27 protein-coding genes and 2 pseudogenes are annotated in these 23,199 nt (G+C 68.1%); 10 read left to right on the top strand and 19 right to left on the bottom strand.

All coding sequences use genetic code 11. The features are described from left to right. The first annotated feature begins 184 nt into the window (after positions 1-184). Positions 185-1,660, top strand: a complete 1,476-nt coding sequence (locus BT341_RS32285; RefSeq protein ID WP_143168716.1) for a glycoside hydrolase family 28 protein — start codon at positions 185-187, stop codon at positions 1,658-1,660. Between the two features lie 145 nt (positions 1,661-1,805). Here the strand turns inward: BT341_RS32285 and BT341_RS46050 are convergent, their stop codons facing one another. Then, on the bottom strand, positions 1,806-2,051 hold the full coding sequence (locus BT341_RS46050) for a hypothetical protein (RefSeq protein ID WP_072479852.1): 246 nt from the start codon (positions 2,049-2,051) through the stop codon (positions 1,806-1,808). A 158-nt stretch (positions 2,052-2,209) separates the two neighbouring features. Then, on the bottom strand, positions 2,210-2,785 hold the full coding sequence (locus tag BT341_RS32275) for a TetR/AcrR family transcriptional regulator (protein WP_072479851.1): 576 nt from the start codon (positions 2,783-2,785) through the stop codon (positions 2,210-2,212). A gap of 105 nt (positions 2,786-2,890) precedes the next feature. On the opposite strand from BT341_RS32275, the gene BT341_RS32270 reads away from it, so the two are divergent. Continuing rightward, positions 2,891-3,319, top strand: coding sequence for an iron chaperone (locus BT341_RS32270; protein WP_072479850.1), 429 nt, complete (start codon positions 2,891-2,893; stop codon positions 3,317-3,319). A gap of 517 nt (positions 3,320-3,836) precedes the next feature. Here BT341_RS32270 and BT341_RS32265 read toward each other — a convergent pair. From BT341_RS32265 to BT341_RS32250, 4 genes are all read right to left on the bottom strand, one after another. Beyond that, on the bottom strand, positions 3,837-4,217 hold the full coding sequence (locus BT341_RS32265; RefSeq protein WP_177328954.1) for an anti-sigma factor antagonist: 381 nt from the start codon (positions 4,215-4,217) through the stop codon (positions 3,837-3,839). Positions 4,218-4,262: 45 nt separating this feature from the next. Next, complete coding sequence (locus BT341_RS32260; protein ID WP_143168715.1) at positions 4,263-4,739, bottom strand: ATP-binding protein; 477 nt, start codon at positions 4,737-4,739, stop codon at positions 4,263-4,265. Between the two features lie 199 nt (positions 4,740-4,938). After that, entirely contained in the window at positions 4,939-5,511 is a 573-nt protein-coding gene (locus tag BT341_RS32255) for a hypothetical protein (RefSeq protein ID WP_072479848.1), read from the bottom strand. 101 nt (positions 5,512-5,612) lie between these two features. After that, the gene (locus BT341_RS32250; RefSeq protein ID WP_072479847.1) at positions 5,613-6,044 is read right to left on the bottom strand and encodes a hypothetical protein; all 432 of its coding nucleotides are present in this window, start codon (positions 6,042-6,044) and stop codon (positions 5,613-5,615) included. 14 nt (positions 6,045-6,058) lie between these two features. On the opposite strand from BT341_RS32250, the gene BT341_RS32245 reads away from it, so the two are divergent. The 3 genes from BT341_RS32245 to BT341_RS44655 all read left to right on the top strand — a co-directional run bounded on the left by BT341_RS32245 (position 6,059) and on the right by BT341_RS44655 (position 9,179). Further along, positions 6,059-6,319 (top strand): hypothetical protein, encoded by a 261-nt coding sequence (locus tag BT341_RS32245; RefSeq protein WP_072479846.1) that lies wholly within the window; start codon positions 6,059-6,061, stop codon positions 6,317-6,319. Between the two features lie 601 nt (positions 6,320-6,920). Continuing rightward, the gene (locus BT341_RS32240) at positions 6,921-7,271 is read left to right on the top strand and encodes a cytochrome P450 family protein (RefSeq protein WP_072479845.1); all 351 of its coding nucleotides are present in this window, start codon (positions 6,921-6,923) and stop codon (positions 7,269-7,271) included. Between the two features lie 597 nt (positions 7,272-7,868). After that, positions 7,869-9,179 carry a hypothetical protein gene (locus tag BT341_RS44655; protein WP_143168714.1) on the top strand — a complete coding sequence of 437 codons (1,311 nt, stop codon included), beginning with the start codon at positions 7,869-7,871 and terminating at the stop codon, positions 9,177-9,179. A gap of 99 nt (positions 9,180-9,278) precedes the next feature. Here BT341_RS44655 and BT341_RS47985 read toward each other — a convergent pair whose 3' ends face one another. Then, positions 9,279-9,455, bottom strand: a complete 177-nt coding sequence (locus tag BT341_RS47985) for a response regulator transcription factor (RefSeq protein ID WP_218177790.1) — start codon at positions 9,453-9,455, stop codon at positions 9,279-9,281. A gap of 813 nt (positions 9,456-10,268) precedes the next feature. Next, a complete protein-coding gene (locus BT341_RS32220) occupies positions 10,269-10,586 on the bottom strand; it encodes a winged helix-turn-helix domain-containing protein (RefSeq protein ID WP_143168713.1) in 318 nt (105 codons plus the stop codon). Positions 10,587-10,734: 148 nt separating this feature from the next. Between BT341_RS32220 and BT341_RS32215 the strand changes: the two are divergent. The 4 genes and pseudogenes from BT341_RS32215 to BT341_RS32205 form a co-directional block, all read left to right on the top strand. Continuing rightward, a pseudogene (locus BT341_RS32215) lies at positions 10,735-11,340 on the top strand (hypothetical protein); the annotation flags it as partial. A 948-nt stretch (positions 11,341-12,288) separates the two neighbouring features. Further along, positions 12,289-12,963, top strand: coding sequence for a 1-aminocyclopropane-1-carboxylate deaminase/D-cysteine desulfhydrase (locus BT341_RS32210; protein ID WP_245805184.1), 675 nt, complete (start codon positions 12,289-12,291; stop codon positions 12,961-12,963). After that, a complete protein-coding gene (locus tag BT341_RS46895) occupies positions 12,932-13,177 on the top strand; it encodes a 1-aminocyclopropane-1-carboxylate deaminase (protein WP_245805183.1) in 246 nt (81 codons plus the stop codon). Before BT341_RS32210 ends, BT341_RS46895 begins: the two co-directional genes overlap by 32 nt. Positions 13,178-13,646: 469 nt before the next feature. After that, entirely contained in the window at positions 13,647-14,003 is a 357-nt protein-coding gene (locus BT341_RS32205) for an alpha/beta fold hydrolase (RefSeq protein ID WP_342750235.1), read from the top strand. Here BT341_RS32205 and BT341_RS46890 read toward each other — a convergent pair. The 5 genes and pseudogenes from BT341_RS46890 to BT341_RS32180 form a co-directional block, all read right to left on the bottom strand. After that, a complete protein-coding gene (locus BT341_RS46890; RefSeq protein ID WP_245805182.1) occupies positions 14,000-14,176 on the bottom strand; it encodes a hypothetical protein in 177 nt (58 codons plus the stop codon). The genes BT341_RS32205 and BT341_RS46890 overlap by 4 nt on opposite strands. A gap of 401 nt (positions 14,177-14,577) precedes the next feature. After that, positions 14,578-14,934 carry a hypothetical protein gene (locus BT341_RS32195; protein WP_072479840.1) on the bottom strand — a complete coding sequence of 119 codons (357 nt, stop codon included), beginning with the start codon at positions 14,932-14,934 and terminating at the stop codon, positions 14,578-14,580. Between the two features lie 70 nt (positions 14,935-15,004). Continuing rightward, positions 15,005-15,862 carry a polymorphic toxin-type HINT domain-containing protein gene (locus tag BT341_RS32190; RefSeq protein WP_072479839.1) on the bottom strand — a complete coding sequence of 286 codons (858 nt, stop codon included), beginning with the start codon at positions 15,860-15,862 and terminating at the stop codon, positions 15,005-15,007. Beyond that, positions 15,777-16,112 (bottom strand): annotated as a pseudogene (locus tag BT341_RS47980) (pentapeptide repeat-containing protein); the annotation flags it as partial. The gene BT341_RS32190 and the pseudogene BT341_RS47980, both read right to left, overlap by 86 nt. A 25-nt stretch (positions 16,113-16,137) precedes the next feature. After that, positions 16,138-17,352 (bottom strand): MFS transporter, encoded by a 1,215-nt coding sequence (locus tag BT341_RS32180; protein ID WP_072479838.1) that lies wholly within the window; start codon positions 17,350-17,352, stop codon positions 16,138-16,140. 73 nt (positions 17,353-17,425) lie between these two features. On the opposite strand from BT341_RS32180, the gene BT341_RS32175 reads away from it, so the two are divergent. Next, complete coding sequence (locus tag BT341_RS32175) at positions 17,426-17,956, top strand: ArsR/SmtB family transcription factor (protein WP_143168712.1); 531 nt, start codon at positions 17,426-17,428, stop codon at positions 17,954-17,956. Positions 17,957-18,001: 45 nt separating this feature from the next. Here BT341_RS32175 and BT341_RS32170 read toward each other — a convergent pair whose 3' ends face one another. The 6 genes from BT341_RS32170 to BT341_RS32150 form a co-directional block, all read right to left on the bottom strand. After that, complete coding sequence (locus BT341_RS32170; RefSeq protein WP_072479836.1) at positions 18,002-18,286, bottom strand: hypothetical protein; 285 nt, start codon at positions 18,284-18,286, stop codon at positions 18,002-18,004. Beyond that, the gene (locus BT341_RS47975; RefSeq protein ID WP_072479835.1) at positions 18,283-18,714 is read right to left on the bottom strand and encodes a sigma factor-like helix-turn-helix DNA-binding protein; all 432 of its coding nucleotides are present in this window, start codon (positions 18,712-18,714) and stop codon (positions 18,283-18,285) included. Before BT341_RS47975 ends, BT341_RS32170 begins: the two co-directional genes overlap by 4 nt. A gap of 439 nt (positions 18,715-19,153) precedes the next feature. Continuing rightward, positions 19,154-20,380, bottom strand: a complete 1,227-nt coding sequence (locus tag BT341_RS32160; RefSeq protein ID WP_072479834.1) for a cytochrome P450 family protein — start codon at positions 20,378-20,380, stop codon at positions 19,154-19,156. Positions 20,381-20,829: 449 nt separating this feature from the next. Next, complete coding sequence (locus tag BT341_RS45635; protein ID WP_177328953.1) at positions 20,830-20,970, bottom strand: hypothetical protein; 141 nt, start codon at positions 20,968-20,970, stop codon at positions 20,830-20,832. A gap of 365 nt (positions 20,971-21,335) precedes the next feature. Further along, the gene (locus tag BT341_RS32155; protein ID WP_072479833.1) at positions 21,336-22,175 is read right to left on the bottom strand and encodes a hypothetical protein; all 840 of its coding nucleotides are present in this window, start codon (positions 22,173-22,175) and stop codon (positions 21,336-21,338) included. Between the two features lie 13 nt (positions 22,176-22,188). After that, entirely contained in the window at positions 22,189-22,848 is a 660-nt protein-coding gene (locus BT341_RS32150; protein WP_072479832.1) for a hypothetical protein, read from the bottom strand. Between the last annotated feature and the right edge of the window lie 351 nt (positions 22,849-23,199).

The following is a 23,199-nucleotide window of genomic DNA, read 5'->3' as shown; positions in this document are numbered from 1 at the left end:
CGTACCGCCACCTTGCGCCCCAGCTAGATCTGGTGGGCGCAGGGTGTGGGATTGCCGGTGCGGCGACGGGATGCAACCTCAACTTCGCGCTGATCTGAATCGGTCTATCGGAGGGTGGGAATCATGAACAGTGGTGGGGATCGTCTGGCGGTGCGCGCAGGCGCCGAGGCAGGTCAGGATTCCCATGAATCTGCTTGATGCACGAGATCTGATATATTATTCCGGCACGCCAGCGTCTGCTCGTCAACTCCGCGGGTTTGACGGTGTGCCGACAGCGATCACGGAGGCTGCCATGTCCGACGCGTTCGACCGACGAACCCTGTTGCGCCTCGGAGTCACCGCGGGCATGGCCGTGCCGCTGATCGGGCTGACCCCGGCGCCGACCTCGACCGCGGCCACCTCGTCTGCGGCGACCTCGGCGGAATGCCGGCCACGCTTCCCCGACAAGTGGTTCCCCGTGACCCACTTCGGCGCCGTCGGCGACGGGCGGACCGACGACACCTCGGCCTTCCGCCGGGCCATCGAAGCGTGCCACCGGGCCGGCGGCGGGCACGTACTGGTCACCGGCATCCACGCCACCGGCCCGATCCACCTGCTCAGCCACGTCGACCTGCATCTGGCCGCCGGCAGCATGCTGCGGTTCAGCACCGATCCGAACGACTACCTGCCCGTCGTCTACAGCCGCTGGCAGGGCATCGAATTCATGAACTACTCGCCGCTGGTCTACGCCCACGGCCAGACCGACATCGCCGTCACCGGTTCCGGCGTGCTGGACGGCCAGGCCGACGCGACGCACTGGTGGGACTGGAAATCCTTGGGCGACGCCGAATTCCCGCAGCTGGAGGCCCAGGCGAACGGCGGCGTGCCGGTGCGCGGTCGGGTGTTCGGCCAGGGCTTCCACTTCCGGCCGCCGTTCATGCAGCCCTACCGCTGCGACCGGGTGCTGATCCAGGGCGTGACGTTCACGAACAGCCCGTTCTGGCACCTCAACCCGGTGCTGTGCACCAACGTGACCGTGGACGGGGTGACGGTGAACTCCAGCGGCCCCAACACCGACGGCTGCGACCCGGAGTCCTGCGACGGAGTGCTCATCACCGGCTGCTCGTTCAACACCGGCGACGACTGCATCGCCATCAAGGCCGGTCGCAACGCCGACGGCCGCCGGGTGAACGTGCCCTGCCAGAACATCGTGATCGCGCACAGCACCTTCGCCAACGGGCACGGCGGCGTGACCATCGGCAGCGAGATGACCGGCGGCGTGCGCAACGTGCACGGCCACGACCTGACGATGAACAGCACCGGACTGGCCAGCTGTCACCGGATCAAGACGAACTCGGTGCGCGGCGGCTTCGTCGAGTCGGTCCTGCTGGAACGGGTCGACGTCGGCGCGGTCGGCGGCCCGATGCTGCTCATCGACTTCAACTACGGCGAGGGCGACACCGGGCAGTACCTGCCGACCGTCACCGACATCAACCTGGCCGACTGGGCCGTGCAGTCCTGCAAGCAGGGCTGGCAGATGGCCGGCTACCACCGCGACCCGATCGGCACCGTGCGCCTCAGCGACGTGGAGATCACCGCCATGTCCGGTGCGAACGTCGCCACCGACGTGCGCAACCTGCGGCTCAGGAACGTCACCATCGGCGGCCGGCCGGCCGGGTGACCGGCCGCCGTCTCCGCGCCCCACGGTCAGGACAAGTACGGGGCTCTCTTCCTGGTTGACCTCTGACGGTCTCCCATCGCCCGGCGCGGCTCCTGACATCGTTGCCAGCACACGTGCTGACGATCCTGGAGCGAGTCGCCGCTGATCAGGTGACGAGGCCGTGATGTGTAGGCGAGCAGGGCTGCGCCGAGTCCGGCAATGACGATGACGTGGCGACCAGGCTGCCGTTCTCCCGGATGCCCAGGTAGGTCCCCAGCTCGCGGATTCGGGGCCAGAACGGGCCGGGTTGCGTCCGCTCGACGAGCCGCGTCATCTCGGGCAGATCGGCGGCGCCCAGTTCGACAATCTCCGGACCGCCGCCGGCCGGGGAGGACGCGTCGGGGTGAATCATCTGCAGGCCCGGGAGTGTGAAGACCGGCTCGCAGTTCTGCCCCGTACGTTTAGCCCGGTCGGCGCGGACGCTCGAGAGCTGATCCGGTCGCCCGTTCGCGGAACAGACGGCGTCACCAGCCGCACTCTTGGCCAGGGACTGACGGCCGAGCCGACCGGCTAAGTCCCGTACGCCGCCATGAACATGTCCAGCAGCGCGTCGACGGCCGTTTCGTCGACGGCGCGCGTCGACAGCAGATGGCGGTAGTAGAGCGTGCCGCACAGGACTTCCGCCGGGAATGTCAGGTCGACGCCGCTGACGAGCTCGCCGGCTTCCTGGGCCCGCTTGATCCGCGCGAGGGTGCTTTCCTCGACGGTGCGCAGGAACCGGTCGTGCAACGTCGCCCGCAGTGCTTCGTCGGCTTGCGCCTCGGCGATCACCGCGCGGTAGACGGGCCCGATCGGCGGGGCGGCGAGCGCGGGCGCCGAGCGCAGGAACTGCTCGCGCAGGTCGGCGCGGATGTCGCCGGTGTCGTGGTAGTCGAGATCGGTGGTCCACACGCGGCTGAGCGCGTCGAGCAGGAGCGCGGCCATGGTCGGCCAGCGCCGGTAGATCGTGTGCTTCCCGACGCCCGCCCGGCGCGCGACGGCCTCGACGTTGAGGCCCGCGTACCCGACCTCGGCTGCCGTTTCGAGGGTGACCCGGAGCAGTTCGTCGGTCCGGGCAGCGCCCCGGCGGCGCGGTTCGTCGGTCATGCCCCGATTCTAACGGCACGCACCGTGCCGTTGACAGTCTCCTCGCCCGCGGTCCATGATGGCGCTCATCGGCACGCACCGTGCCGATAGAACGAGGAGAATCCCATGAGTACGTTCACGGCCGAAGAGCGCGCCGCGATGAAGGAGCACGCCAAGGAGCTGAAAACCGCCGCCCGCCGGGCGTCCCAGGCCGACAAGGCGGCCCAGGCGGAGCGGGAGGTGCTCGCGAAGATCGCCGAGATGGCGCCGGCGGACCGGGTGCTGGCCGAGCGCGTGCACGCGCTCGTCACGGCGCACGCCCCGGTGCTGGAGCCGAAGCTGTGGTACGGCATGCCGTCCTACGCGCTCGACGGCAAGGTCGTCTGCTTCTTCCAGAGCGCGGAGAAGTTCAAGGCGCGCTACGCCACCCTGGGCTTCAGCGATCAGGCGAAGCTTGACGACGGCGAGATGTGGCCGGCGGGTTTCGCCCTCACCGCGGTGACCCCGGCCGTGGAGAAGAGAATCGCCGAACTGGTGACGCGAGCGGTGAGTTGAGCGGGCGCCGCCTGCTCTCGCACGCTATGTGGACCGCCGGAACGCCGGCTCTACCGTGGAAGTCCTTCGCCAAGGTGGCCGTGGGAGCGCAGCCCTTCGTACCGCGTCGGGTCAGCGTGTGGAAAGCTCATCGCCTGATCCTTGGGAAGACGACATTCTGGCGCGGCGAAGCGAGCAGGCGACGTCACTGGATGTCCACTGAAGTTCCTGGCGACGAGGCAGCTAAGCAGCAGTACCTGGCCGCGATCGCGGACGGCAGCCTGATCGCCACCGTCGCGTTGACCGAAGAAGACGGTCGCTCGGAATCGACAGGAGCTTGCCCGCGGTGTCGGCTGCGGGCAAGCTCTGTTCGGCTTCCGGACCGAGGTGCGGCACGCGCGCTCGCTGTAGCGCCGGCGCCAGAGCATGCCCTGCCTGGGCAATAGCCAGGTGCGCGTGGAGGAGCGGCGGCTCGCGAATTGTCCATGCTCGACTGGATGTCGTGACCGCTCCGGTTCGGTGTCTCGCCTGGCGCCTGCTATCCGGTGGCGCGGAGAGCTTCATCGAGGGTGTGGTAGAGACGCAGGACGTCGTCGAGGCCGGTTATTTCGATGGGCCTGATCACGGGTCGATTCGCGTCTACCACGATCCGTAATGGTCCGCCGCGTTGTTCCGCCCGCTTGGTCGCGTCAACCAAGGCCGTGAGGCCGACTGAATCGAGAAAGGTGACCTGCGTGAGGTCGAGAATGCACGGCCCGCCTGCCGCTTCGGTGAGCCCCGTGCCAACTGCGATCCTCAGTACGTGAACGGACTCCGGATCCACCTCACCGACGGCCTTCACCACCACGGTTCCATCGATGGTCTGTCGCGTGGTTTCCAGCCCGGACGCGGGTCTTTCGGTATCGAGATGCTCACTCACAGCCATGCACAGTATCCGATCTTGGACCGGGGTGGCTGGAGAAGGTCACTGCTCAACGCCGCTGAGCGGCCAGCGAGGCGCCAGCGCCAGATGTCGGGCCCGGCTGTTCGATCCGGCTCGATCCAGGCGGAGGTGGGCCCACACCGTCTTGTGGTGATCGTGGTGCTCGACGCCCCAGGAGGAGGCGAGCTGGTCGATGAGGACCATGCCGCGGCCGCCGCGCGCGTCGGGTGCGCGGATGCGGGGCGGGGCGGGTGAGGCGTCCTCAACCTCGATCCGCAGATAGCGGCCGTGGTCGAGCAGGCTGAGCCGGCACATGCGGGGTCCGGGAGCGTGCTGGTGGGCGTTGCTGACCAGTTCATCCGCGATCAGGGTGGCATCTTCGACGACGACATCGCCTCGGTCGACCAGCAGGCCGCGGACCAGGCGCCGCACTTCTCGGAACGGGGTCGTGTCCAGGTCGCATCGGACGACGGGGTCGTCGCGGTCGTCATTCGCCCGCTCCCACGCCTGCGTCGGCACGTACCACACCGCCCCAAATCAGATGATCATCACTGAGGATGCCTGCCGACGTGACATACCCGCGCACCTGCAAACGTAAACCGGTGTGGCGGACCTGCGCGTAGCTTGACGGAGGAGCCCAGCCACAGGCGCCGATGCATGCGAATTCGAACAAGGTCTGCGCGGGACAGGTCCTTCGGCCCGGACACGACCGGCCTGATCAACCGGCAGCAGGGAAGTTGGCGAGGACCCGTTCATTCACGTCTGGCAAGCCACTGGCGGCGGCCAATAAGGCTGGGCCGGCCGTGGCCGCGCGCTGGACGTCCCAGCCCCAGCCGACGGCAGTCGTGGCGACGTGGCGGCAAGAACTGGTGTTCCCAGCCGAACCAGCAGCGGGCGTGGCGTTCGTCGGCGTGGAGAGCAGGACTGATTTCGTGGGCTGCGGGTGGGCTGAAGCGGTGGGCGTCGGGGGCGACGGGATGGCAGCGGCTGCGGTCGCGGCGTAGAAGTCGACCAGCCGGGCGCGTTGCCGGGTCCGGATCGAGGGTCGCTCCCGGTCGCGCGGGCTGGCGGCGTGGCGGTGGAGTCGCCCGGGCAGTTGGTAGCGGTCGCCGGGCGACCGGTCGAGGAGCCGGGCGGTGGGCAGCATCTGTAACGCGTCGGCGACTTCGGTTCCGGTCAATTCCAGGGCGGCGGCCAGCGGCGTGGCGGCGGTGTCGGGGCCAGGGTGGTCGGCCATCAGCTGGTAGACCTGCTGGGCGGGGCCGGGCAGGTGGTCGTGCACGAGATTCACCGGCCTGCCCGCCTCCGGCCTGAGTTCGGCGATGACACCGGCGGTTACCGTGGCGGTGTTGCTGCCGCAACGTGGCGCCCCAGTGACTTAGGCATGCCCGGTCACCATCGGCTGTCCTCGGCGGTTCCGGCGTGGGTGCTGGAGTCGGGGACGGGGCGGGCGGATGGGACGCGGGCGTCCACACGCTCCGCTTCGCGGTAGAGGCGGGCCGCAATGTGCCCGTATGAGCGGGCGAAAAATCGCAATTGCTCGGCCAGTGTCGCTGGCTGCTGATGCGCGGACGGGGTCTCGGCCAGGTGCTGTTCCAGCTGCGCGAGCGTGATGCGCAGGTGCCGGGCGATCAGTGCGAGCTCGGCGGCTGCGTCGGCCGGGGTGTGGCCGGTGTCGTGCCAGCGCACGTAAAACCGCGCACCCGAGGCCATCGCCTGCATGACGGTCCGCTCGTAGGCCGCGGTCGCCTCCTCGGCGCCTACTTCGTTTGTGACGATGGCCGAGATGGCGGTGCCGCACGGGCAGGACGCGATGCTGCTCATCGGCCGGGTGCCTGGTGCCCGAGGGCGGCGAGGATGCCGATCGCGAGGTGCGGGATTTCATGCAGGTGGTGTCGATGTCTTCGCCCGGTGGGCCGTTGAACAGCGCAGCCAAGCCTTGCGTCGGCGCGATGTCCACGATCAGCTGGCAGGGGGTGAACGAGCCGTCCCTGCCGGTGCTCAAGATCCATTCGACGGCGGGATACCCGCTGACGGTGACGGGCTTCGCGAGGTTGTCGGTGCTGGTGACGAGCGGAACTGGCCGGGTCTGCGGGTAGAGCCGGATTTCGGCGGCAGCGATGAGGGGTGGGCTGCTGGACATCCGGCATTGAGCCTGGCGCCCGGCCGGGGGCAGGACGGTGTCGTGGCTGTCTTCGCGTGTCGCCAGGCCCAGTTCCGTGATCAGGCTTGACGGCACTGCTGCGCAGGGCGTGGTGAGGTAGCGGGCGAGGTCCAGGGCGGGGCTGGTGATCGGCGCCGATGAGCGAGGCCGGGCGCCGTGGTGGGGCCGGCGCCGGTGCCTGTGCAGGCGGCGGTGGTCAGGACGACGGCGAGGGCGCTGAGGGCGGTTCGGTGGACGGTGAGCACCGTGGGGCTGCCTTCTGGTGGGGGTTGCGGACGAGCAGTGGGGGTTGCGGGGAGCTGGTTCGGCGGGGAGGGCCTCACGACGGCAGCGGTCGCAGCGCGAGCTGCTGTGCCGGGACTGGGCTGGGCCCGGCGAGTCGATGGCTGCCGGGCGGCGTCGGCGTGCGTCACGGGCGCGCTTTGGCGCGCAGTGTCGTGATCACGAGGTCGCAGATCTGTCGAAGTGGTTCTCCGCATGGGTCGGCGATGCCTCGTTTGCTGCTGCCGAGGGTCAGGCTGATGTCGATGGAGTAGGTGTCGGCGAGCCCGACGCTGGCCTGGCAGAAATCCGAAGGCGGTTTCTGCCCCGCGCTGCCGGAGTGGGCGACGGCGGGGAAGCCCCTGCTGAGCGCCAACCGCGACGAACGCCGGTACGACCGTGCTGACCAGCTTGATATCCACCGGAACGAGACCAGCCTGGCGTTCGGCCACGGCATCCTCTACTGCCTGGGCGCGCAGCTGGGTGCCATGGAAGCCGAGATTGTCCTCGGAGCGCTGACCCGACGGTTCCCGGACGCCCGTCTGATCGACAAAGCTGGCCTGCGGCGGCGGCAACCCGCGATGATCCCCAACAGCTACGTCGACCTGCCGGTGTATCTGGGCTAGGTATCGTCTTCGGTGATGGTCACGGAGGTGCCGTCGCCGACCTTCGCCGTCACACTGCTCGCCGAATACATCGCCGCGGCGAGACCGTTTCGAACAGCTCTCGAGGTGTCCTGCTCAGACCATCAGCCTCCTGGTGGAAACTCTGCGAGCAAGTTCCTTCAGAGCCGAGGGCGTTGGCAATCGTTCCGACGCCCGCCCGCCCGGACGACGGCGTCGGCGAACGCCGTAGTGTCGATGTCGGTGTTGGCGGCAAGCGGGTCACGTCGTGGCGAGTGAACGGCGCCAGATCAGTGACGACGCACGCGCCGAGTGCTTGTTCCAGCACGCGAGTCAGGCCTTCAGATAGTCCGCGAGCAGGCGCGATCAAGCCACCGCAACGACCTGAGCGCGCACGCCCACCCCGTCGCTGGACCTCGGTCTTGGCCCTGGGCCGGTGCCCTCCTTGTGCCAGCCTTCAGCGGTCGCCGGGAGGCGGCTGAGGAACTGGATCACTTCCTCGTCTGAACCGATGTATCGCCGGTGGACTTTTCATATACCGCATGAGGGACGATCGTAGCCGACGGAGCTTCGTCGGAACGGTCTGGGAAAGGGGATGTGGTGAGCAGCTCAAAAGTGAGCCGGGCCTTGTTGTACTCGGCTTCTGGTGGCTTCCTGACGCTTTTGTTCAGCGTACTCGGTATCGCTGAGGCCGAAGCTGCACCGAACAAGACTCCGCCAGCAGACGCCGGCGCACGCACGGCGGTGCAGGGTCGGGATACCGGCCCGACTCCGGAGCGGGCGCGGCAGCAGGCGCATGACGTGCGTTTGGCGCGGAAGGACCAGAAGAAGGACGGGAAGCAGGAAAAGCGGAATGCGGTGCAGGGTCGGGATACCGGCCCGACTCCGGAGCGGGCGCGGCAGCAGGCGCATGACGTGCGTTTGGCGCGGAAGGACCAGAAGAAGGACGGGAAGCAGGAAAAGCGGAATGCGGTGCAGGGTCGGGATACCGGCCCGACTCCGGAGCGGGCGCGGCAGCAGGCGCATGACGTGCGTTTGGCGCGGAAAGATCAGAAGAAGGACGAGAACTTCCTCGCGGAAGTGCAAAATATGTTCAAAGAAGGTGCAAGGGCGAAGGGCAACGATCCGATCGAGCGAGTGAGCGATCCTCTGTTGGTTGCGAAAGATCAACAACAACGCAAGCGGCAGGTGAGTGAAGTGGCGCGGAAGGCGCCGACGAGAAAAGTGCCCGATCCGAAAATGGTTGCCGAACAACAGCAGCTGCAGCCACGTGAGGCCGAGCGACGGAAGGCCATATCAGCTGACAACGACAAGGGGCCGGAACAAATGAGGGAGGCCAGTCGTCAGGAGCAGACTCGTCATCGGCAGGCTGCGGTCCGTCCACCGCGGCAGCCGGCCAGTCTGGCTGCCGCCCAGGTGCGTACTGCCGCGCCTGCGGACCAGAACAAGGCAGAGGAGAAGGACCCGCCCAGTGGTTCCAACGCGCTCTGCTTCGGCGTGCACCTTCAAGGCGTGGGCGCCGGCGCTGGTGGTGACTCCTGTCTGGTGTTCGACCGGCGCGGGGTCGGCTTCGCCAACAGTCAGCACGTGGGTCCGGGCCTGGGTTTCGGCGCCGAAGCTACCATCAGTGCGAAGGGGTCGAACGCGAACATCGATGAGCTCACCGGCCGGTCGATCTACGGCACAGTGGGGATGGCTGCCGGGCCCGGGGTCGAAATCAACGGTTCGGTATCCGAAGACCGCAAGTACCTCAATGACAGTGTCGGTGTCGGTGTCGGTGTCGAGGCTTCCGCGAGTGGCGGCCTGGAATACACCGACGCTCGTCGCCTTTTCGACTGGACAGATGTGCTACCCGAGCCGAAGGTGAGTGTCATGGCCCCTGGCAGTCTGTCGGCTGGCCCAGCTTCGTGAGGTACCGCATTGCCGAGGCTCGCCCGTGGTCGGCGAGCCTCGGCAAGACCACGCCAGCTCGTACCTTGACGGCAAGTGAGGTCCGCCCGACGTGCGTTGTCACGACTCGTCATGGCCGGTCCGGGCGGCAAGGGTGGTGAGGTACCGGGCGGCGATTCCGGTCCGGCTCGCCGTGCCTAGCTTGCGGTTGAGATTCGAGACGTGCGTGCTGACGGTCCGGGGCGACATCGGCAGCTGGCCGGCTATCGATTCGTTCGTCCACCCTTGGGCGATCAATCCGGCGACTTCGGATTCGCGGGGGGGGGGGGGGGGGGGGGGGGGGGATCCCAGCGGGAAGCGGGTCCGGCTCGGGGGAAGCCAACGGGGCGAGCGCCAGCGCGTGCATTTCGCTCGTGGACAGCTTCTGCGCAGCCGTGACGTGGCTGTCCCATTCGTCGTTGCCGTGCGCGTCTTTGCCGAGCGCGTGGCGTCCAGCGGTCTCGGCCTGCCGCTGCAGGCGGAGGAATGGTGTCAGCCCGAGCACGCTGGCCTGGGTCGACTGTTGTTGCGCCCGTGCACCGCCCAGCACCTGCGCGGCCGTCGTGAACTCACCCAGCTGCGCGGCGATCAGCGCGATCAGCCACAGACTCCATGCCGGCCCCCACGCGTCTCCGATCTCCCGCTGGATGCGCGACGCCTCCTGCGCTGAGCCGGCGGCGTGGCGTGGGCGGCTGTCGAGCAGCTCCACCAGCGCCCGCGACCATAGGGCCCAGGAGATGCACCACGGGGCTTGCGCTTCCTCGGCGTCGGTCAGCAGGGTCACGCTTTCGGTTCTGGCGACGTCCAGGCGCCGCAACGACGCCGCCGACATCGTCAAGAACAGGCGAGCCAGCCACTCATCGGCGATGGCGCCTGCTGCGCGAAACGCTTCCGCTGCCCTTCGGAACAAGCTCAGCGAGTCCCGCGCCCGTGCCGGGTCCTGCTCGACCAGCCACAACCGGGTTGCGCGTGCGATGTCGAGCGGGCCGAAGGCGTCGTCGAGGTCGAGCGCGGCGGCCGCCGCCTCGGCTTGGTCCAGCAGGGGAGCAGCGCGCACATGGTTGCCCTGGATCAGCGCGATCCATGCCGCCAGCGACAGTGCCGCCACCTGGTCCACGCTCGGGTCGCCACGGTGGCGGGCCAGCCCTGCGGTGAGCAGGCGAACGTTTTCGTTGAGCCGGCCACCGAAGATGAACGCGCAGGTCCGTACTGGCGGATCGTCTCCAGCATGCGGTAGCACGGACGGCCACGACGCTGCAGGCCCTTGATGATGTTTTTGCTGACCAGCGCGATGAGAAGGGTCTGCACGTCGGCTTCGTCGAGGCCGGCGTGGTGAGAGATCGCCTGGACGGCGTCGAGGTCGAACGCGCCTTCGAAGACGCTGGCCACTACCCACAGTCTCTGCTCGGGCTCGAGCAGCCGAGTGTAGGACCAGCTCACTTGCCGGCCGCTTAGCGTTCGAGACTCGAGACGACGAAGCGGCCATGGTCCTGTACACCAACGCGACCAGAGCGGCTGAACGTCTCCCGACCGAAGCCATCGAGCCGCGGTCCAGACGAGCCACACCATGGTGACCTTGCATGCAACCGGCGACCTGGCCGCGGCACGGACGATCGCCCGCGCCGCGACGGTCGACGCGCACCGCGGCCCCAGCTACGCCGTCCGCGCTCGCGCCCACGCGGTGCACGCAGAAATCAGCGCTCGCGCCGGCCAGACCCGCGAGGCAGCCGCTGCTTTGGACCGAGCGTGGAGGACCGTCGAGCAGTTGGCCGTCGATGATCCGCACGGCGGGTTCAACGCTGACCGCTTGAGTGGGTTCGATGGCCTCTGCGCCCTGCACGCAGGCGACGCGGACCGTGCGCACGAGAGCCTCGGCCGGTCAGTCTCTGCCCTGCCGTTGTCGCGCGATGCCGTCCAGCGCGGCATCGTTAGCACCGACTTGGCGCTCGCACGTCTGCGCCTCGGCGACCCGGCCGCTTGCGTCGAACTGCTGCACGACGCCATCGACATCACTGCCGCCACGGGCGGTCGAGTCGCCGCCCAACGTATTCGGCTGGCTCGACGCGACCTCCGGCCGTGGCGATCCGAAGATTTCGTGGCTGAACTTGACGACCACCTTCACGACACCCTGATTGGGCGCTGATGATCGCAGGCTGCGCCATACTGGTCGTGCGCCTTGGGAATTCGCTCGAGCTGACGCATCTGTTCCGGCTGTGTGTCAGCTGACCCTGAATCGGATCGGCGGCCACCGAACGTGCAGCGCCGTTAGTCGCGTCGGCACGATGGAGCACGTGGTCACTCGGTTCGATCGCCGAGCGGGTGGTTCTCGCGGCTGTAGAGGGGCATCGCGAGCTGCGGGTCCTGCGGTCGACGTGTGGTTTGGTCCAGTCGTGAAAGCGTGTCGTGATGAGCTGGCGACCGTGAGCGATGGCTGGCCACCAGACGTCACGGACTTCGTCGACGGCGGGCCAGATCGAGCACAACGATTCGGCGGAGTCGGCGCCCGCGTCGATGACGTGGACGGTGATACCGGCCAGGTCATCGCCATTGCGCAAGGCCCAGTGTAGTGACCGCTGCAGCCAGTCTTCGGCGAGATTGGTCTTCGTTGCTGCTGGCTGCCGCGTTGATTGACAGCACGACAATCCTTCCGCACAGCCTCCGCGAGCATCGCTGGGTGAAGGCACGGATCGCGGACTGCAGCTACGCCCACCCGGCCGACGAAGAGCACGTCTGCCCGCCCCGGACGCCTGAGCCGACCCGCCGCTAGCTCGCCGAGGTGGCGACTGGTCGAGGTCCTCGCGGTCGGTGTTGCGCACCAGCAGCCGCTAGGGCTAGACCTAAAGGGCCAGAGCGCTCCAGGAAGTCGGCGGCCGGAGCCGCATGCGGCGTACCGGTCGGCCGCCCAGAAGCCTGACGACCCGATGAGCACGGCTGGACGGATGGTGGTTCGGATCTGCTCGCCCTGTTGTTCCAGCGTCGCTCATCGAGTCAGCTCAGCGCGTGCTGATACCAGAAGCAAGATCTCGAACGGTTGGCCCTCCCTAACGCCCAGCGAGATCAGTCTGGGCTTCCGCCCATTACGCTGACCAGCATGAACCCCGGCGAGCATGACCTGGCGAGTTCGGTGCGCCTGCCGTCGCCGCTGGTCGAGCTGCGGGACGAGCGGCTGGAGCTGTACGGCGTCGAGCTGCTGCTCAAGCGGGACGACCTCATCCATCCCGAGGTGCCGGGCAATAAGTGGCGCAAGCTACGTTACAACCTCGAGGCTGCCCGTGGTGAGCGCTTTGCTCGGCTCCTCACTTTCGGCGGGGCGTTCTCCAACCACATCCGGGCGACGGCTGCTGCTGGCTACTACCTGGACTTTGAGACCGTCGGGGTGATCCGCGGGGAGGCGCACCTGCCGCTCAACGACGCGTTGGCGTACGCCACCGGCCGTGGCATGGTGCTGACCTATCTCGACCGCGCGACCTACCGCCGCAAGACCGAGCCCGACGTGCTCGCCCGTCTCTTGCAGCAGTTCGGGCCGTGTTATGTCTTGCCCGAAGGTGGGAGCAACGGCCTGGCGGTGCGTGGCTGCGCCGAGCTGGTCGCCGAGATCACCGTGGACTTCGATGTCATCGCTTGTGCCTGTGGCACCGGCGGCACTCTGTGCTGGGATTGCGGCTGGCCTCGGCGCGGAGCAGCGTGCCCTCGGCTTCGCTGTGCTCAAGGGCGGCCAGTTCCTGGACGACGAGATGCAGCGGCTGCAGCGCGAAGCGTTCGGTGAGGCGACGTCGAACTGGTTCATCGACTACGACTTCCACTTCGGCGGCTACGCAAAGCGCAAGCCGGAGCTGGATGCCTTCATCGCCGACTTTGCGACCCGGCATGGGATCACACCCGACTGGGTGTATGAGGCGAAGATGCTGTACGGCCTGTTCGCCCGCATCGAGGCCGGAGCGTTTGCGCCCGGTACCCGCATCATCGCGGTGCTGAGTTAGGTTGGGTACTGGCCGAGTCAGCCAGGCCAGTACCCAACGTGTGGGCGATGTCGTATTCGTCGTCGTTGGCCACGTCGCAGCCGACGAGGTCGACGCGGTCGTGGCGGGGGACGGCGTAGATCAGAGTCGGGGAGCCAGCTGTGGTGTAGTGCGGGCACACGTCCGCGGTTCCGCGCGCTATCAAGCATCGGCCTGCTGCTTCCCGCGGACGTCAGAGACGAGTGCTGCGAAGAGTGGGGATGGCGGACCTGCGTGCCGACGGAGTATCGCGTGTCCGCCGGTGGCTGGAGCTGCTTTCCATCGTGCTGATCGCAGCGCCACGGCTTGCTATCGGCCCGCGCGTGAGGGCTGCGCGCCGGGCGGTGGACCGGTAAAACACCCCACGGCGGTGGGCGGTTTCGTGATCTCCCGGCGCGGCGTGGTGGCCGCGCTCCGTCGCGTAGTCGGGATGGGGGTGCCATGGCGCCAGGTGTTCAGAAGCAGCGCGAGCCGCTGCGGGCGGTCGGGGTCGGCGAGCACCCAGCAGAACGCTGCGATCGGCACGACGACGGCCGCGCTGGCGTTCGTCCGGCTCACCACGCACTACTACGCGCACGCGGCCTGGCTCGAGGAAGGCGCGGTGATCCGCGACGCCGGGCGCTTGGCGGGCATTCCCGGCGTGCTGATCTACGGCCGACTCGACCTCAGCTGCCCGGTGAGCACGGCGGTTGAACTGGCCGAGGCGTGGCCCGGTGCGGAGCTCCTGGTGGACGACCACTCCGGGCACCGGGCCAGTGACCTCAAGCGCGGATGGAAGCTCGCGGCGCTCGACCGGTTCGCGCGCTAGCGTTCCGCCGCGAGCATCGCCGCCACGTCGATGGGCATGCCCTCCTGGTCGCCCACGAGCGCGGGTTCGCCGCAGCGGCGCAGGACCGCCCGCGCCGGCACCCCGTAGCGCTCGGCGTGCAGAAGCAAGCTCGAGTACGCGTCGGCGCAGCCTGGACGATCGCGTCCCGACAACTCGCTCGACTTAGTCGCTGCAGCACGGCCGCGGCGACCGCCTCATCGGCGCTCTTGCCCACCCGCGCGGCGGCTGCACGACACTCCCTCCGGGCACCTCCCACGCCCGCCGCACCAGTTCGTCGAGTGCGGCGTAGGCCGAAACCGCCAGCAATCCGGCCCGGCGCGCACCTGGACCCCCGCCGAGATCGGCCAGCGCCCCGCGCACGCTCGCGGCCAGCCGGTCCTCGAAGTGGCGCCGCAGTGCGCAGTGGGATTTCCGCACGGGTTACCGGTACCACCGTCGGACATCTTCCGAACATCCGGTGCGAGATCGGAACCGGTACATCCGCGCTGGGGGGCGATAGACACGGCCACGCCTGGCGACGCTGCGCGGCCGACGGCCAGAGCCAGGGGGCGGACTAAACGAAGAGCAATTTGTCCTTGACCTGCACCTCGCCCCCGACTCTCACCTCGATGTTCCCGCCCAGAGAATCCGTTTCGAAATCGGCGTCGACCACAGTATCGTCGCCATCCTGGCGGAACTCGATGCGAACCGCGCCCTCTCGGAATATGTCGAGAATGGTCCGGTCACCTGCTTTCCAGATCACCCTGACCGATCTTCCGATCACGTCATAGGAGAAGCTGACGGAATTCCGACCGTCTGCTTCGAAGGTGAGCTCCTGCACGGTGGAACCCGGCTCGGGCGCCACAGGCTCCACGCCAACGCATTCCAGGACCTCGAGGGCGCTCGGCACTACGAGCTCGCGAAACGTCATGATCCACCCTTCATCACTTTCGTCCCCGAAGGATAGCAGTCGAGAACCGATATGTTCCGTCGGGCATGATCTACCAGGTGCTTTCGACGCTGCGCACGCCGTACGGTCCGTAGAGCACGGAATGCGTGACGCCGAAATTTCCGTACTTATTGGTGAACGTCCGATCGAATCCGCCAGCAGTGGCCGCTTGGAGCTGCTCGGCGAGATACGCCCGCATCTCGGGGGTGTCCCTGATCCCGACCTTGAGCAGCTCCATCACGTTTTGCGCGGCGCGCGCGGAGTTGTGTGGATCGTCCTTGATGTTCACGTTGAACAGGTAATCGAGTTTCCGTGGGTCGATCACGCAGTCGGCGTTGTGGACGAGTACCGCGTTCGTCCCGGAGCCGACGTAATACGTGTGCAGATCGGCCACCGTGAGGTTATAGACCTTGATCTGTTCTTGGTGTTCACGTACTTCCGAACCGACGACGGCGTCGCCAGCCGGCGTTCTCAAGCGGTCCCCGTGCCGGAGGTCCTTCGCTTCGATCCATTTGCCGAGGTTCTGCACCCAGAACGGGTGGTTTGAGGTCGCCCGGATCCGCGTGGCCGAGTCCTGCGTCCGCACCTCGACGTCGACGATGTGCTTACGGCCCTCACCGGTGATCAGCCGCGTGACCGGCTCCGGAACCGGCCGCCCGTCGTGCGCGTTCGCGGCCAGCACGCGGTCGGCGATGACGATGTCCTTGATCGGCTTGGCGCCCCCACCGGCAAGGAGAACCGGGGTGTCGCCGGAGAAGCTGTTCGGCGTGCACGACGTGAAGGGCTTGACGAACTGGTTGAGGAAGTTCGGCCCGGAGGCTTCGTCACCGGAGTCGGCTGCTGCGATGTAACGGTTTTGAGGTTCCCGGTGATCGATGATCGCGCCGCGGGCCTCGCTGGCGGCCTTCAAGGTCGCCCGGAGGGATCGTGCCGACGTCGTGGAGATGTCCAGGGAGACACACGTCTGCCCGCCTGGCGCCGCCCACAACGATCACATGGTTGAGGTCGATGAGCCGGGAAGAGAACTTGGTGTTGTTGAAGGTGACGTCGCCGATGAAGGTGGCGTCGTTGAACCGGGCGCTGCCGGTGAAGTTTGCGCTGTTGAACCGGGCGCTGCCGGTGAAGTTTGCGCTGTCGAACCGGGCGTTGCCGGTGAAGGTCGCGCGGTCGAACCAGGCGGCGCCCTCAGCGGGCGGTGACCGCGCGTTCGGCCGTCGTGAGCGCGTCCTCGGTGACCACGAGCAGGCCGGCGAGCGCTGCGAACGCCATCACTGCCATCACCACGAATACCGCGTGCAGCCCGGCCCCCTGGGCGATCGCCCCGCCGGCCAGTGCGCCGAGGGACTTCGTTCCCCAGGCCACCAGGCGGTGGCTGCTGGTGAGCCGTCCCAGGAGCCGGTCGGGGGTCACGCGCTGGCGTAGCGACACCACGATCACGTTCGACACCAGGAGCCCGGCTCCGCCGGCGAAGAACGCGGCTCCCACCGCGTACGGGTCCGCCGTCACCGCGAGCACCCCGATCGTCAGCCCGCCGGCGAGCCAGGACACCGCCAGCGCGCGGACGCGGCCGAGCCGGCGTTCCACCGGCCCGGCCAGCAGCGCCCCGGCCAGGCCGCCCGCCGGGATCGTCGCCATCAGCAGGCCGAACGCCGGTCCGGACAGGCCCATCGCCGAGCCGGGGCCCACCGCGTAGAGCACGAGGACGGCGAAGGTCGCTCCGGTGGCGAAGTTGAACGTCCCGATCATGACCGAGAACGTGCGCAGCACCCGGTGGCGTATCAGGAACCGCAGGCCCTCGGCGATGTCCGCGCGCAGCGTCGTGCCGCCCTCCCGCGGGATCCGGAACGGGCCGCGCACCAGCAGCAGCGCCGTGACGGCCACCGCCCACATCACGACCGGCGCGGCGAACGCGGCGGCGACACCCGTCGCGACGAGCACACCGGCCAGCGGCGGCCCCGCGAACTCGTTGGCCGTTTGCTCGACGGCGAACACCCGGCCGTTCGCGCGCGCCAGCTCGGCGCGCCCGACGACCTGCGGGAGGATCGACTGGGCGGCGGTGTCGTAGACCGTCTCCGCGCAGCCGACGCCGAGCGCGACGACGTACAGCGCCCAGATCGAGCCGTTGCCGGTCACCGTCAGCAGCGTCACCGCGGCGACCAGCGCCCCGCGGAGCACGTTGGCGGCCAGCATCGCGCGGCGGCGATCGAGCCGGTCGACCAGCGCGCCGACGGGCAACGCGCAGAGCAGCCACGGCAGGCTGAAGGCGAAAGCGAGCCCGGCGACGAGCGGCGGCGACCGCGTGTAGCCGACCGCGACCAGCGGCAGAGCGGTCTTCAGCACGCCGTCGGCGAGGCTGGACAGCCCCGCCGCGGTCCACAGCCGCCAGAACCCGGAAGTCATGGATGGAGAATGACACATCGATGGGCTTTTCTCCATCGATGTGCGAGTCGGATCGATGGACTACGCTCCGCTCATGCCCGAACCCCGCCGACGGCGCCCGGCCACACCGGAGGAGGCCCAGGCCCTCGGTCACCCGCTGCGGCTGCGGATCATGCGGCTGTGCCTGGTCGAAGAGCTGACCAACAAGCAGCTGGCCGACCGCCTCGGCCGCGACCCCGGCACGGTCCTGCACCACGTGCGCCGGCTCGTCGCCGCGGGACTGCTGGAACCGGCCCCTGTCCGGACCGGGGCGAGCGGCGCCCTCGAGAAGCCGTACCGCTCGAACAGCGAGACGTGGTGGCTGGACGGACCGCTCGCCGGCGCCGACGCCGAAACGCGGTTCGCGCCGATCGAGATCTTTCAGGAGGAGCTGCGGGAGGCGGGCCCGGAATCGGTGGTGCTACACGAGAAGTTCCTGCTGCACCTGTCCCCCGACGAGGTCGAAGAGCTGGACCGCCGGATCCTCGCCGTGCTCGACGAGTACGTGGCGACCGACCACAAACGGCTCGGCCGGCCTGCGGTCGGCGGCATCTTCGTGCTCCACCACGTGCGGCCCGGCGGCTGACGCGTGCGAGCGGCCCCTGCCCGGAGGTGGCGCGGGCCGCCGGCTTCACCGCGTCAGTGGTTTCGCCTTGAACCACGGCTGCGCCCAGCCGAGGTAGGTCGGGCCCCGCTTGCCCTTGATCTCCGCGGTGGTGGTCTTGGTGTAGGCGCCCGCGCCGTGGATGGCGTTCGACAGGAAGTCGCCGCCGCCGATCGAGATCATCGTGTGGCCGTAGCAGCTGCCGCTGGAGAAGAACGCGAGGCCACCGGGCAGCATGGTCAGGATCGGCCTGGGTGGCGTGGTTGTGGGGTGGCCGGGTCCCAGCACCCGCTCGTGGTCGGCGACGGTCACGTCATACAGCGGGATGGCCGCCGGACGCGTCGCTCGACGTCGACAACGCGGGCCAGCAGGGCGACGCACCGCTCGACCGGGACCAGCCTGGCCGCTACGCAAAGCCGATCCTGGATCGGTCCAGTCAGGGCGGTCAGGGAAGACTGCGTGGAAAGACGAATGCGGTGATTGCCGTGGTGCCGTCGTTGCCCGCGGTGAGTACGACGATCCCGTAGGGCACATACTGGCCGTCGAAGGCTCGGTGTAGGCGGCGACGACGGGTTGCCCGTCCGCACGGGTCGAGAACATTCGCCAACGGCGGGGTGAGCACTCTTGATCGCGGCCACGGGCATGTCGAGCAGTGCGGCCGCCTCAACGGCGGACCAGGCCGACATCTCGCGCAGGATCAGCACGGCGCGCTCATGCGGCGGCAGGTACTGCAGGTTCACGTTTAACGCCAGTCTCACGCTGGCTCGCTCGGAGACTGTCGCCGCCGGGTCGTTGTCTTCCGGTCGGGCCGCGCGTCCGGGACAGGTTGCAGCCAGCGGACATGCTCGCCGACGGCAGCTCTCCGGCTGTTCCCCTCGTAATCACTGCCTGTTTATCGGCATCGACGTCGCCCATCGCAGCTCTGCCTCAGGCTGACCGTACTTCCCTGCCGTAGCTGCAGCGTGGCGTGGACGGCGGGTCGGCTGGGTGCGAGTGATGGTCATGGACTGCCTCCTGGGTGCGGGCCGCCCGGCGCTGATGCGGTCACCCGGAAACTCACGACCGGCGGCGACGACTACGGCACATGGTGAAGCAACAGGTGGTGCTTCCCGCAGGACAGCGGAATTTCGTCGTCTTCGACCGTAAGACCGTAAGGCGTCCGGATTCACGGTTGCGGTGTCAGCGAGGTGCGGGCCGGAGGCGGACGGGCAGGCTGGTGTGCCCGTTGGACAGGAACGTGGGCAGAGTGGTCAGTTTCTCCGGTGGCACGGCGAGGGTCAGGTCCGGGAAGCGGTCGAACAGCGCCGGGAGCGCCACTTCGGCTTCGAGCCGGGCCAGCGGCGCGCCGGGGCAGTGGTGCACGCCGTAGCCGAAGGTGAGGTGCGGTGCGGGCGCGCGGGTGATGTCGAATTCGTCGGCGGTGTCGCCGTGCTGGGCGGGGTCGCGGCCGGCGGCGCCGAAGCAGACCAGGATCGCGTCGCCGCGTCGGATCATCGTGCCGTCCACCTCGATGTCCTCGACCGCGTACCGCAGCGGTGTGTACGGGATCGGCGCCTGCCAGCGCAGCGTCTCCTCCACCACGGCGGTCCAGGACCCTCGCCCGGACCGGACTAGGGCGAGCTGATCAGGGTGGGTCAGCAGCGCGGTGATGGCGTGGTCGAGCAGGTTCACCGTGGTCTCGTGGCCGGCGGTCATCATCAGCATCAGGGTGTCGACGAGCTCGGTTTCGGTCAGCGCGCCGTCCCGGTCGTCGCGTGCGGCGATCAGGGCGCTGGTCAGGTCGTCGGCGGGCGCCGCGCGCTTCTGCGCGATCAGTTCGGTGGACAGGACGTACGCCGCCGCCACGTTCGCCTGCGCCTGGACCTCGGTGATCGCGCTGTCGAAGAAGCCGTCCACTACTTCGCGGATCCCGGCCCGTTTGTCCTCCGGGACGCCGAACAGCCGGCAGATGACCTCGATCGGCAGCGGGTAGGCGTACCGCGCCCGCAGGTCGACGGGCGTGTCACCGAAATCCGTCTCGATGGCGTCGAGCAGGTCCCGGGTGATTTCTTCGACTTTCGGGCGCAGCGCCTCGGTGCGGCGGGCGGTGAAGGCGGCGGCCGTCAGGGAACGCAGCCGCCGGTGGTCGGCGCCGTAGGCGGTGAACATGTTCCGGATCGACACCCAGATCCGCAGCGGCCAGTCGTCGGCGATTTCCCCGTTGGTGAACGCGGGCCAGTGCTGCACCGCGTCCTTGGACACCCGGGGGTCGGCCAGCAGCCGACGCAGGACATCGTTCCCGGTAGCGGCCCAGGCCGGAACGCCACCGGGCAGTTCGATCCGGGTGATCGGCCCCCGTTCCCGTAGGCGGGCACCTTCGGCGTGCACATCCGAACCGTTGACGTCGAGCGTGATCGGCTGTTCCATTCTCATCCCCCCCGTCGGTTCTCGCACGGACCCCCGGCCGAACTCGGATACGGAATACCGGCTGCGGGTCACTGGGCATCTAGGATGCAGATCACGGTCGCCCCTGCGAACGGGTGTTTCCGGCGCTGTCACGACCGTGCCGCCGCCGACGCCCGGGCCGCCGTAGAACGGCGCGGCGGCGAAATAGCCGCTGGTTATTCCAGGACTCGACTTAAAACGCGACCCCGCCGGTGGGGGCACCGAACAGAAGAGCATGTTGAACCCCTGCACTGCAGGAGAGGTGCGGCACGATGGTGGCCGCAGCCGAGTGGACAGCCGTCGTCTGAGCCGTCCGGCGACTACGTTCAACGCGGTGATCCAGCACGCGGCCTTCCACAACCTCGGCGGCCCGCGAGCATGTTTTCTGCCAGCCACCGAGCAGAGGCAGATTTGACCGGCACACTTAGCGATCAGAGGTCACCCCACGGGTACTCGGCGCTGAATCGGTCAAACTCGCGGTTCAGGTCCTCGTCGCGGGCTTGATGGTCCACGACGATCGACGATCTGGCGATCAGGTCGGCGGCATCGAGCACGCCGGCGACCGCGTGCACGAGCACCGCGTACCGGGCTGGTGGTACGTCGAACGGGCAGCCGCACCCGAAACTCACGCGATTCCACGTACTCAACGGTGCCTGTATCACTTCGGCGACACAAACCCTCCGATTGGGCGGTATCCACCGAATATAGCTTCCCTCAGGATGGACACTCTGTACGCCGGCTCTGTCGGAGAGGCGTCTCCCGCGGGTGCGCGCCGCCGCGAGCGCACCGTGACGGTGAGGACCCGATTGAGTGGGTAGGTCGTCAGTACTTGGGACGGGTCTCGGATCAGGCGGCGGCCTGCCGGGATGACCCGCCTGACCGTCGGCCTGCCGTGGTGGTCCCGGCGCCTGAGGCCACCACGACCGGCGCCTGTCGGTCAGTCGGCGATCGGCAGGTTCTCGATGTACTTCTTCGCCGCCTCCTCAGTCTTGGCTTCGACCGTCGCCTTGACCTTCGCGTAGTGACTCATGTCGAGGGTCTGGTCGGAAGTCGCGTAGAACACCGACGTCTGGCTGGACTTCAGGGTGGCGAACAGGATGTTGACAGTCTCGGACTCGGCCGAGATCGCGAAGAACACCGGCTTGAACGTCGGCCAGGCGTGGCTGTCCTCGCCGACGACGCCGAGGTCGAAGTTGACCTCCTTGTCCGCCGCCTTGTCCTTGCCCAGCAGGCGGATCTGCTCGTTCGACGAGTAGCCCGTCTTCAGGACCGTCAGCGCCGTCTCCAGCAGCTCCAGCTGCGGGCCGACCAGCAGGCCCGTCAGCAGGTCGATGAGCACCCGGCTGATCTCGAGGCTGGAGCTCGACGACGTGTACTGCCGCCACTTGCTGTAGTTCTGCACCCAGCCGCAGTAGCCGAGGATTTCCATGTACTTCTGGTAGTACTTGTCGGTTTCGCGGTTGACGTCGAACTCGGTGCGGGCGCCCATCTGCGCGAGCAGTTTCGTGCGCATGACAGCCGTGTAGTTGGCGTCACCCATCGCGTCGGGTGCCACGATCGTGTCCTGGGCGGCCGAGTTGCCGTTCGCCGGGGTCACCTTCGAGGTGCCGAAGGTGTCGCCGGTCGGCAGGTACAGGCCGGCCCGGCCGGGCCGGGACTCGACGTCGAAGTCGGCGAGCGGCAGGTTCTCCAGGTAGTCCACCGCGCGGTCGCGCTGCCCCGGTAGGGACGAGACGGCGTCGTCCGAGAGCGTGAAGGGGGCTTCCTTGGTGATCATCGGTTTCCTCGTTTCACTTGATCGGTGTGCGGTAGAGGTATTTCTCGACCCGGTCACCGAGTGCTTTCGCGATCCGCTGCTGGATCCCGTTGTAGCCCGCCTCCGTGGTGTCGATCGTGTATTTCGACAGCCGCAGGAATGCGTCATCAACTTCGGCCCAGGGGCGCGGCGCCAGCGGGTTGTCGACGCTCAGGTCGGATTTGAAGCGGTAGGCGACGGCGCCCAGCACGACGGACAGCGCACCCGGCCGCGGCGTCACGTCCGCCACCGCGCACAGCACGGCGACGTCCGCGCTCGCCACGGCTCCGAACCGCAACGCGCCGCGCAGCGGGTAGTGCTCCGAGCGCACGGCGACCAGTGCCCGCTCGGTGTCCGCGATGCCGCCCGGTAGGATCATGGCCAGGTCGAACGGGCTGCCCGACCGGGTCACGCGCTTCCAGGAGCCGGCGTCGACGGCCCACTCCGCGCCGGTCTGGATCGTGTCGTCGAACGTGCTGAACCACTCATCGCTCTGCAGGCCGATGTTGTACTTCGCGCCGGCGGCCAGCACCGCCAGCAGCAGCACGTTGTCGATCTGGCCGCGGTTTTCCTCCGGCACGGCGGCGGTGTGCCGGACCGCCGCCACGGACGCCACCACGGTCAACGTTTCGCGATCGATTCCGGTGTTCGTCACGATTCACCAGCTCCTGACAATGGTCTTCGAACGTGACTGCCGGGTGCGCACCAACCGAACCGATGCTACCGAGGTGGCCATCCCGGATCGGTGCGATGACCTGAAGGTGTGGGAACGCGCGGGAACGGCGATAAAAACCCACTGGAGTGAACCAGGGAAACTTTCAGGAAAATATCGGCGAAAAATGACGGAATGCGCGGGGTCTGCCGTAGCGAGCGAACACACTACGCCGGGACGGTGAACAGCCCCACTCTCCGTGATCACGCACGGGAAGACCGGCGGCGATCCGGGAACCGTTCGGCGGTGCCGGCCGCCCCGTCGGAGGGCCGCCCATCGCAGGCATATGTGGTG

It is taken from the genome of Amycolatopsis australiensis (assembly GCF_900119165.1).
GTDB classification, from domain to species: domain Bacteria; phylum Actinomycetota; class Actinomycetes; order Mycobacteriales; family Pseudonocardiaceae; genus Amycolatopsis; species Amycolatopsis australiensis.
This window is presented reverse-complemented; position numbering and strand designations above follow the sequence as displayed.